This window comes from Bacillus sp. AM1(2019) (assembly GCF_009906915.1).
In the GTDB taxonomy this organism is placed as follows: Bacteria; Bacillota; Bacilli; order Bacillales; family Bacillaceae; genus Bacillus; species Bacillus velezensis.
Map to the genome: position 1 here is coordinate 1 of NZ_CP047644.1, position 10000 is coordinate 10000.

The following is a 10000-nucleotide window of genomic DNA, read 5'->3' on the forward strand; positions in this document are numbered from 1 at the left end:
ATGGAGAATATATTGGATCTTTGGAATCAAGCTCTAGCTCAAATTGAGAAAAAGCTAAGCAAACCGAGTTTCGAAACTTGGATGAAGTCGACGAAAGCCCATTCGCTGCAAGGAGATACCTTAACCATCACCGCTCCTAATGAATTTGCCAGAGACTGGCTGGAGTCCAGGTACTTACATCTCATTGCAGATACCATATATGAATTAACCGGGGAAGAATTGAGCGTCAAATTTGTCATTCCTCAAAATCAGGACGAAGAAGACTTTTTACCGAAACCGCAAGTGAAAAAAGCGGCAAAAGAGGAACCGTCTGATTTTCCCCAAAGCATGCTCAACCCGAAATATACATTCGACACATTCGTCATCGGATCGGGAAACCGATTCGCCCATGCAGCATCACTGGCTGTGGCGGAAGCACCCGCTAAAGCGTACAACCCTTTATTTATATACGGGGGAGTCGGCTTAGGAAAAACCCACTTAATGCACGCGATCGGCCATTATGTCATTGATCATAATCCTTCAGCCAAAGTGGTGTACCTGTCTTCTGAAAAATTCACAAATGAATTCATCAACTCAATCCGCGATAATAAAGCCGTTGATTTCCGCAACCGCTACCGGAACGTTGATGTACTTTTGATAGATGATATTCAATTTTTAGCCGGAAAAGAACAAACACAGGAAGAGTTTTTCCATACATTCAACACGCTTCATGAAGAAAGCAAACAAATCGTGATTTCCAGCGACAGACCGCCGAAAGAGATCCCGACCCTTGAAGACCGCCTGCGTTCGCGGTTCGAATGGGGATTGATTACGGATATCACACCGCCGGATCTGGAAACGCGGATTGCCATCCTGAGAAAGAAAGCGAAGGCGGAAGGCCTTGATATTCCGAACGAGGTCATGCTTTACATCGCAAATCAGATTGACAGCAACATCCGCGAACTGGAAGGGGCATTAATCCGGGTTGTCGCCTATTCATCCTTAATCAATAAAGACATTAACGCAGACCTGGCTGCAGAAGCATTGAAAGATATTATTCCGTCTTCAAAGCCGAAGGTCATTACGATAAAAGAGATTCAGCGGATCGTCGGACAGCAGTTCAACATTAAGCTTGAAGATTTCAAAGCGAAAAAGCGCACGAAATCCGTGGCGTTCCCAAGACAAATTGCGATGTATCTTTCAAGAGAAATGACGGATTCTTCTTTGCCTAAAATCGGGGAAGAATTTGGCGGGAGAGACCATACAACCGTCATTCACGCCCATGAAAAGATTTCAAAACTGCTGATTGATGACGAGCAGCTTCAGCAGCAGGTGAAAGAAATAAAAGAACTGCTTAAATAATAGTGTCCTCGGATGAATCGGGGAAAGTGTGAATAACTTTTTCATAGCCATACACAGTCTGTCCACATGTGGATAGGCTGTGTTTCCTGTCTTTTTCACAACTTATCCACAAATCCACAGGCCCTACTATTACTACTGCTATTTTTAAAATATATTAATTATATTATCCGTTAGGAGGATAAACATGAAATTTACGATTCAAAAAGATCGTTTAGTCGAAAGTGTACAAGACGTTCTAAAAGCCGTTTCATCCAGAACCACAATTCCCATTCTCACCGGTATTAAGATCGTCGCCTCAGATGAAGGAGTATCTTTCACAGGAAGTGACTCTGATATTTCAATCGAGTCATTCATTCCGAAAGAAGAAGATGATAAAGAAATCGTGACGATCGATCAGCCGGGAAGTATCGTGCTGCAAGCGCGTTTCTTCAGCGAAATCGTTAAAAAACTGCCGATGGCGACTGTTGAAATCGAAGTTCAAAATCAATATTTAACGATTATCCGTTCCGGAAAAGCCGAATTTAATTTAAACGGCCTTGATGCAGATGAATATCCGCATCTACCGCAAATCGAAGAGCATCACGCCATTCAGATTCCGACGGATCTTTTGAAAAACCTGATCCGCCAAACCGTGTTCGCTGTGTCCGCCTCAGAAACACGCCCTATCTTGACAGGTGTAAACTGGAAAGTTGAAAACGGTGAATTATTATGCACTGCCACGGATAGCCACCGACTCGCTTTAAGAAAGGCGAAGCTTGATATTCCGGAAGACAGCTCTTATAACGTGGTCATTCCCGGGAAAAGCTTAACCGAGCTGAGCAAAATTCTTGATGACAACCAAGAACTGGTTGATATCGTGATTACAGAAACCCAAGTTCTGTTCAAAGCGAAAAACGTATTGTTCTTCTCAAGATTGCTTGACGGAAACTATCCGGACACGACCAGCTTAATTCCGCAGGAAAGCAAAACGGAAATCGTCGTGAACACGAAGGAATTTTTACAGGCGATAGACCGTGCTTCTTTATTGGCGAGAGAAGGCCGCAACAACGTTGTAAAGCTTTCTGCCAAACCGGCGGATTCGCTTGAAATTTCATCAAATTCTCCGGAAATCGGAAAAGTGGTCGAAGCTGTGCTGGCTGACCGGATTGACGGCGAGGAATTAAATATTTCATTCAGTCCAAAATATATGATGGACGCACTGAAAGTACTTGAAGGAGCGGACATCCGTATCAGCTTTACGGGAGCGATGAGACCGTTTCTTATCCGTACGCCGAATGATGAAACCATCGTTCAGCTCATCCTTCCGGTCAGAACGTATTAATCAAACAGAATGTGCTGCCGGCTTAGTTCGGCAGCTTTTCTATTCATCAGCCGCTCCCTCAAGTTTTCCCTTTCCTTATTTCAGGATTTTTTAGTACAATTAGATATTAGTGATATTTGAAAGAGGTCGATATTTATGGCAAATCCGATTTCGATTGATACAGAAATGATTACGCTTGGCCAGTTTTTAAAATTAGCCGATGTAATTCAGTCCGGCGGCATGGCGAAATGGTTTCTGAGCGAGCATGAGGTGACTGTCAACAATGAACCTGACAATCGCCGCGGCAGAAAGCTTTACGTTGGAGACGTGGTCGCGATTGAAGGATTTGGTTCATTTCAAGTCGTCAATTAAAGCGGGTGACAGCGGTTGTATATCCAAAATTTAGAATTAACATCCTACCGTAATTATGAGCGCGCTGAGCTTCAATTCGAAAACAAGGTGAATGTGATCATCGGGGAAAATGCCCAAGGCAAAACCAATCTGATGGAAGCCATCTATGTCCTTTCGATGGCAAAATCACACCGCACCTCAAATGACAAAGAACTTATACGGTGGGACGAAGACTATGCTAAAATAGAAGGAAGAGTGATGAAGCGCAACGGGGACATCCCGATGCAGCTTGTCATCTCCAAAAAAGGTAAAAAGGGCAAGGTCAATCATATAGAGCAGCAAAAACTCAGTCAGTATGTCGGAGCGCTGAACACCATTATGTTTGCCCCTGAGGATTTAAATCTCGTCAAAGGAAGCCCTCAGGTGAGGAGGAGATTTCTCGATATGGAGATCGGGCAGGTTTCTGCCGTTTATCTGTATGATTTATCTCTTTATCAAAAAATCCTTTCACAGCGGAATCATTTTCTGAAACAGCTGCAAAGCCGGAAACAGACTGACCGGACTATGCTTGACGTTCTCACTGATCAGCTGATTGAAGCAGCCGCAAAAGTTGTCGCCAAACGTCTGCAGTTTACGGCACAGCTTGAAAAATGGGCGCAGCCGATCCATTCCGGCATTTCCCGGGGACTTGAAGAACTGGCGCTTAAGTATCACACGGCGCTTGATGTATCAGATCCCAAAGATTTGTCGAAAATAGGTAACAGCTACCAGGAGTCTTTTTCGAAATTAAAAGAAAAAGAAATAGAACGAGGCGTCACATTATTCGGACCGCATCGGGATGATGTCCTTTTTTATGTGAACGGACGCGATGTGCAGACGTACGGTTCACAGGGACAGCAGCGTACGACGGCTTTGTCTTTGAAGCTGGCCGAAATAGATTTGATTCATGAAGAAATCGGAGAATACCCCATTTTACTTTTGGATGATGTACTAAGCGAGCTGGATGATTACCGACAGTCCCATTTGCTTCATACGATCCAAGGCCGTGTGCAGACATTTGTCACCACGACAAGCGTGGATGGCATTGACCACGATACCTTACATCAAGCAGGAATGTTCCGTGTGGAAAACGGTACGTTAGTGAAGTGAAGAAATGAGGTGAGCGATTGTATATTCATTTAGGTGACGACTTTGTCGTTTCAACACGCGATATCGTCGGCATTTTTGACTGCAAGGTCAATGTATCGCCGATTGTTGAAGAATTTCTGGACAGACAGAAAGAAAAAGTAGTGCCGTCCGTAAACGGCACGCCAAAGTCTATCGTAGTCACGACTGAGAATATATATTACTCTCCCTTATCTTCCGGCACACTGAAGAAACGTGCGCAATTTATGTTAGAAATAGATTCTTAGCGGATCTTTACAATGAATATATCGTTTAAGAAAAGTGTAGGTGAATGTGCATGGCTATGGAACAGCAGCAAAATAGTTATGATGAGAATCAGATACAGGTATTAGAAGGTTTGGAAGCTGTTCGAAAGAGACCGGGGATGTACATCGGATCAACTAACAGCAAAGGCCTTCACCACTTGGTGTGGGAAATCGTCGATAACAGTATTGACGAGGCCCTGGCCGGTTATTGTACAGATATTAATATCGAGATTGAAAAAGATAACAGCATTACCGTTAAGGACAACGGGCGCGGAATTCCGGTCGGTATCCAGGAGAAGATGGGCCGCCCTGCGGTTGAAGTCATCATGACCGTTCTCCACGCCGGCGGTAAATTTGACGGAAGCGGATATAAAGTATCCGGCGGTCTTCACGGTGTAGGGGCGTCCGTCGTAAACGCCTTGTCGACTACTCTTGACGTTACGGTTCATCGTGACGGAAAAATCCACTATCAGGCGTACGAGCGCGGTGTGCCTGTGGCCGATCTTGAAGTGATCGGTGATACTGATAAGACCGGAACGATTACGCACTTCGTTCCGGATCCGGAAATCTTCAAAGAAACAACTGTATACGACTATGATCTGCTTTCAAACCGTGTCCGGGAATTGGCCTTCCTGACAAAAGGCGTAAACATCACGATTGAAGACAAACGTGAAGGACAAGAACGGAAAAACGAGTACCACTACGAAGGCGGAATCAAAAGCTATGTTGAGTACTTAAACCGTTCCAAAGAAGTCGTTCATGAAGAGCCGATTTATATCGAAGGCGAGAAAGACGGCATAACGGTTGAAGTTGCATTGCAATACAACGACAGCTATACAAGCAATATTTATTCTTTCACAAATAATATCAACACATACGAAGGCGGCACGCACGAAGCCGGATTTAAAACCGGTCTGACCCGTGTCATAAACGACTATGCAAGAAGAAAAGGGATTTTCAAAGAAAATGATCCGAATTTAAGCGGGGATGATGTGAGAGAAGGGCTGACTGCCATTATTTCAATTAAGCACCCTGATCCGCAATTCGAAGGGCAGACGAAAACCAAGCTCGGCAACTCTGAAGCGAGAACGATCACTGATACGCTGTTTTCTTCTGCGCTGGAAACATTCCTTCTTGAAAATCCGGATTCAGCCCGCAAAATCGTTGAAAAAGGTTTAATGGCCGCAAGAGCGCGGATGGCAGCGAAAAAAGCGCGGGAATTGACCCGCCGCAAAAGTGCGCTTGAGATTTCCAATCTGCCGGGCAAACTGGCGGACTGTTCTTCTAAAGATCCGAGCATTTCCGAGCTGTATATCGTAGAGGGTGACTCTGCGGGCGGATCAGCGAAACAGGGACGGGACCGTCATTTCCAAGCCATTCTGCCGCTGCGCGGTAAGATTCTGAACGTTGAGAAAGCCAGACTTGATAAGATTCTCTCAAACAATGAGGTCAGATCAATGATCACGGCCCTCGGAACAGGAATCGGAGAAGATTTTAATCTTGAAAAAGCGCGTTATCATAAAGTGGTCATCATGACGGATGCCGATGTTGACGGCGCCCACATCAGAACGCTTTTATTAACGTTCTTCTACAGATACATGCGGGAAATCATCGAAAACGGCTATGTCTACATTGCCCAGCCGCCGCTTTATAAAGTGCAGCAGGGAAAACGGGTGGAATACGCTTATAACGATAAGCAGCTTGATGAGCTGTTAAAAGAGCTTCCGCAATCGCCTAAGCCCGGCCTCCAGCGTTATAAAGGTCTTGGAGAAATGAACGCGACTCAGCTTTGGGAAACGACAATGGACCCTGCGACCAGAACGCTTCTGCAAGTCAATCTTGAAGATGCAATGGACGCTGACGAGACTTTTGAAATGCTGATGGGTGACAAAGTAGAACCGCGGAGAAACTTCATAGAAGCAAACGCCAGATACGTGAAAAATCTTGATATTTAACCAAGAAAGCCTTATTTTCGTTAAGAAATAAGGCTTTTTTCTCAAAGCGGCTTCTAAAGCCTCTGAAAACCCGCAAAACCCGTATATTCTACTAAATTAATGTGTATAAACACAAGTTTATTGATATAATGGAGAATAGTGAAATCGTATTGAAGATCATAATGGACAATCTACTCCCACATTATTTCATGTGATACTTCAGGGAGGTTTTTTTAATGAGTGAACAAAACACACCACAAGTACGTGAAGTCAATATCAGTCAGGAAATGCGGACATCCTTTCTGGACTATGCAATGAGCGTTATCGTATCCCGGGCGCTTCCGGATGTGCGTGACGGTCTGAAGCCGGTTCACAGACGGATTTTGTACGCAATGAATGATTTAGGCATGACCAGTGACAAACCATATAAAAAATCTGCCCGTATCGTCGGTGAAGTTATCGGTAAGTACCACCCGCACGGTGACTCAGCGGTTTACGAATCAATGGTCAGAATGGCGCAGGATTTTAACTACCGCTACATGCTTGTTGACGGACACGGCAACTTCGGTTCGGTTGACGGCGACTCAGCGGCCGCGATGCGTTACACAGAAGCGAGAATGTCAAAAATCGCAATGGAAATTCTGCGTGACATTACGAAAGACACGATTGACTATCAAGATAACTATGACGGTTCAGAAAGAGAGCCTGCCGTCATGCCTTCGAGATTTCCGAATCTGCTCGTAAACGGGGCTGCCGGTATTGCGGTCGGAATGGCGACAAACATTCCTCCGCATCAGCTTGGAGAAGTCATTGAAGGCGTGCTTGCCGTAAGTGAGAATCCTGAGATTACAAACCAGGAGCTGATGGAATACATCCCGGGCCCGGATTTTCCGACTGCTGGTCAGATTTTGGGCCGGAGCGGCATCCGCAAGGCATATGAATCCGGACGGGGATCAATCACAATCCGGGCTAAGGCTGAAATCGAAGAGACATCATCAGGAAAAGAAAGAATTATTGTTACGGAACTTCCTTATCAGGTGAACAAAGCGAGATTAATTGAAAAAATCGCAGATCTTGTCCGGGACAAAAAAATCGAAGGAATTACCGACCTGCGAGACGAATCCGACCGTAACGGAATGAGAATCGTCATTGAGATCCGCCGTGACGCCAATGCTCACGTCATTTTGAATAACCTGTACAAACAAACGGCCCTGCAGACGTCTTTCGGAATCAACCTGCTGGCGCTCGTTGACGGACAGCCGAAGGTGCTGAGCCTGAAACAATGTCTGGAGCATTATCTTGATCACCAAAAGGTTGTGATCCGGCGCAGAACGGCTTACGAACTCCGCAAAGCGGAAGCGAGAGCTCACATTCTGGAAGGTTTAAGAATCGCTCTCGATCATTTAGATGCCGTTATTTCTCTTATCCGCAGTTCCCAGACGGCTGAAATTGCGAGAACGGGTTTGATCGAACAATTCTCACTGACTGAAAAACAAGCGCAAGCCATTCTGGATATGCGCCTTCAGCGATTAACCGGTCTGGAGCGCGAAAAGATTGAAGAGGAATATCAATCACTTGTTGCGCTTATCGCCGAGCTGAAAGATATTTTAGCCAATGAAGAAAGAGTTCTTGAGATCATCCGTGAAGAACTTAATGAAATCAAAGAGCGTTTCAATGATGAGAGACGCACTGAAATCGTGACGTCCGGTCTTGAAACAATTGAAGATGAAGATCTTATCGAGAGAGAAAACATCGTCATCACACTGACCCATAACGGCTATGTTAAACGTCTCCCGGCGTCCACATACCGCAGCCAAAAACGGGGCGGAAAAGGCGTACAGGGAATGGGAACGAATGAAGATGACTTTGTGGAACACTTAATTTCCACATCAACGCACGATACGATCCTGTTCTTCTCTAATAAAGGGAAGGTCTACCGTTCTAAAGGATATGAAATCCCTGAATACGGCCGTACGGCAAAAGGCATTCCGATTATTAACCTTCTGGAAGTTGAAAAAGGCGAATGGATTAATGCTATTATTCCGGTCAGCACGTTTGATGAGGAGCAATACCTCTTCTTTACGACCAAACAAGGGGTGTCGAAACGTACGGCACTGTCCCAGTTTGCGAATATACGGAATAACGGGCTGATCGCCCTGGGTCTCCGGGAAGACGATGAACTGATGGCCGTCCGCCTGACTGACGGCAAGAAACAAATCATCATCGGAACGAAGAACGGTTTGCTGATCCGTTTCCCTGAAGAAGATGTAAGACAAATGGGACGAACAGCTGCGGGTGTTAAAGGCATCACGCTGACAGACGATGATGTTGTGGTAGGCATGGAGATTCTTGAAGAAGACTCCCACGTCCTCATAGTGACAGAAAACGGCTACGGCAAACGCACACCGGCTTCAGAATACAGAGTTCAAAGCCGGGGCGGAAAAGGCCTTAAAACATGTAAAATCACTGACAGCAACGGTCCGTTAGTAACCGTGAAAGCAACAAAAGGCGAAGAGGACTTAATGATTATTACGGCAAGCGGCGTGTTAATCAGAATGGATATTAATGATATCTCCACTACAGGACGCGTAACAAAAGGCGTCCGTCTGATCCGCATGTCTGATCAAGAGCATGTAGCCACTGTGGCGCTTGTGGAAAAGAATGAAGAAGAGCAGCCGGAAGAAACGGAAGAAGTATAAACGTAAAAGCGCAGCTGTAACAGGCTGCGCTTTTACTATATAAAGAAATGAAAAAAAGCTTTGACACACAGTGATGATGCTGATATAATCATTTTTGTTGTCTTTTTAATAGAAAGGCAAGCCTAGCGAAAATATTTTTTAAAAAAGTATTGACCTAGCAAACTAAAAATGTTATGATTAAGAGGTCGCTTCGAGAGAAGTGAGAAAAGTTCTTTGAAAACTAAACAAGACAAAACGTACCTGTTAATTCAAAGTTTTAAATAAATCGCACAGCGATGTGCGTAGTCAGTCAAACTACTTTATCGGAGAGTTTGATCCTGGCTCAGGACGAACGCTGGCGGCGTGCCTAATACATGCAAGTCGAGCGGACAGATGGGAGCTTGCTCCCTGATGTTAGCGGCGGACGGGTGAGTAACACGTGGGTAACCTGCCTGTAAGACTGGGATAACTCCGGGAAACCGGGGCTAATACCGGATGGTTGTTTGAACCGCATGGTTCAGACATAAAAGGTGGCTTCGGCTACCACTTACAGATGGACCCGCGGCGCATTAGCTAGTTGGTGAGGTAACGGCTCACCAAGGCAACGATGCGTAGCCGACCTGAGAGGGTGATCGGCCACACTGGGACTGAGACACGGCCCAGACTCCTACGGGAGGCAGCAGTAGGGAATCTTCCGCAATGGACGAAAGTCTGACGGAGCAACGCCGCGTGAGTGATGAAGGTTTTCGGATCGTAAAGCTCTGTTGTTAGGGAAGAACAAGTGCCGTTCAAATAGGGCGGCACCTTGACGGTACCTAACCAGAAAGCCACGGCTAACTACGTGCCAGCAGCCGCGGTAATACGTAGGTGGCAAGCGTTGTCCGGAATTATTGGGCGTAAAGGGCTCGCAGGCGGTTTCTTAAGTCTGATGTGAAAGCCCCCGGCTCAACCGGGGAGGGTCATTGG

General features: G+C 45.6%; 7 protein-coding genes and 1 rRNA gene (1 of these 8 cut by a window edge). All 8 read left to right on the forward strand.

All coding sequences use genetic code 11. The features are described 5' to 3' along the window. Positions 1 to 1341 carry a chromosomal replication initiator protein DnaA gene (dnaA, locus tag GNE05_RS00005; protein ID WP_004392913.1) on the forward strand — a complete coding sequence of 447 codons (1341 nt, stop codon included), beginning with the start codon at positions 1 to 3 and terminating at the stop codon, positions 1339 to 1341. A 184-nt stretch (positions 1342 to 1525) separates the two neighbouring features. Continuing rightward, positions 1526 to 2662, forward strand: a complete 1137-nt coding sequence (dnaN, locus tag GNE05_RS00010) for a DNA polymerase III subunit beta (protein WP_021494589.1) — start codon at positions 1526 to 1528, stop codon at positions 2660 to 2662. A 135-nt stretch (positions 2663 to 2797) separates the two neighbouring features. Continuing rightward, a complete protein-coding gene (rlbA, locus tag GNE05_RS00015; RefSeq protein ID WP_004392910.1) occupies positions 2798 to 3013 on the forward strand; it encodes a ribosome maturation protein RlbA in 216 nt (71 codons plus the stop codon). A gap of 15 nt (positions 3014 to 3028) precedes the next feature. Further along, positions 3029 to 4141 carry a DNA replication/repair protein RecF gene (gene recF / locus GNE05_RS00020; RefSeq protein ID WP_021494588.1) on the forward strand — a complete coding sequence of 371 codons (1113 nt, stop codon included), beginning with the start codon at positions 3029 to 3031 and terminating at the stop codon, positions 4139 to 4141. Between the two features lie 17 nt (positions 4142 to 4158). Continuing rightward, the gene (gene remB / locus GNE05_RS00025) at positions 4159 to 4404 is read left to right on the forward strand and encodes an extracellular matrix regulator RemB (RefSeq protein ID WP_004392908.1); all 246 of its coding nucleotides are present in this window, start codon (positions 4159 to 4161) and stop codon (positions 4402 to 4404) included. Between the two features lie 56 nt (positions 4405 to 4460). After that, complete coding sequence (gyrB, locus tag GNE05_RS00030; RefSeq protein WP_014720600.1) at positions 4461 to 6377, forward strand: DNA topoisomerase (ATP-hydrolyzing) subunit B; 1917 nt, start codon at positions 4461 to 4463, stop codon at positions 6375 to 6377. A gap of 215 nt (positions 6378 to 6592) precedes the next feature. Beyond that, positions 6593 to 9055, forward strand: a complete 2463-nt coding sequence (gene gyrA / locus GNE05_RS00035; RefSeq protein WP_160182318.1) for a DNA gyrase subunit A — start codon at positions 6593 to 6595, stop codon at positions 9053 to 9055. A gap of 299 nt (positions 9056 to 9354) precedes the next feature. Further along, positions 9355 to 10000: ribosomal RNA gene (locus tag GNE05_RS00040) — 16S ribosomal RNA — on the forward strand (it continues 904 nt past the right edge of the window).

What these genes read in the sequence shown, in the direction of transcription:
- dnaA (WP_004392913.1), top strand. Translation starts at nt 1, where the DNA reads ATGGAGAATATATTGGATCTTTGGAATCAAGCTCTAGCTCAAATTGAG.
- dnaN (WP_021494589.1), top strand. Translation starts at nt 1,526, where the DNA reads ATGAAATTTACGATTCAAAAAGATCGTTTAGTCGAAAGTGTACAAGAC.
- rlbA (WP_004392910.1), top strand. Translation starts at nt 2,798, where the DNA reads ATGGCAAATCCGATTTCGATTGATACAGAAATGATTACGCTTGGCCAG.
- gyrB (WP_014720600.1), top strand. Translation starts at nt 4,461, where the DNA reads ATGGAACAGCAGCAAAATAGTTATGATGAGAATCAGATACAGGTATTA.
- gyrA (WP_160182318.1), top strand. Translation starts at nt 6,593, where the DNA reads ATGAGTGAACAAAACACACCACAAGTACGTGAAGTCAATATCAGTCAG.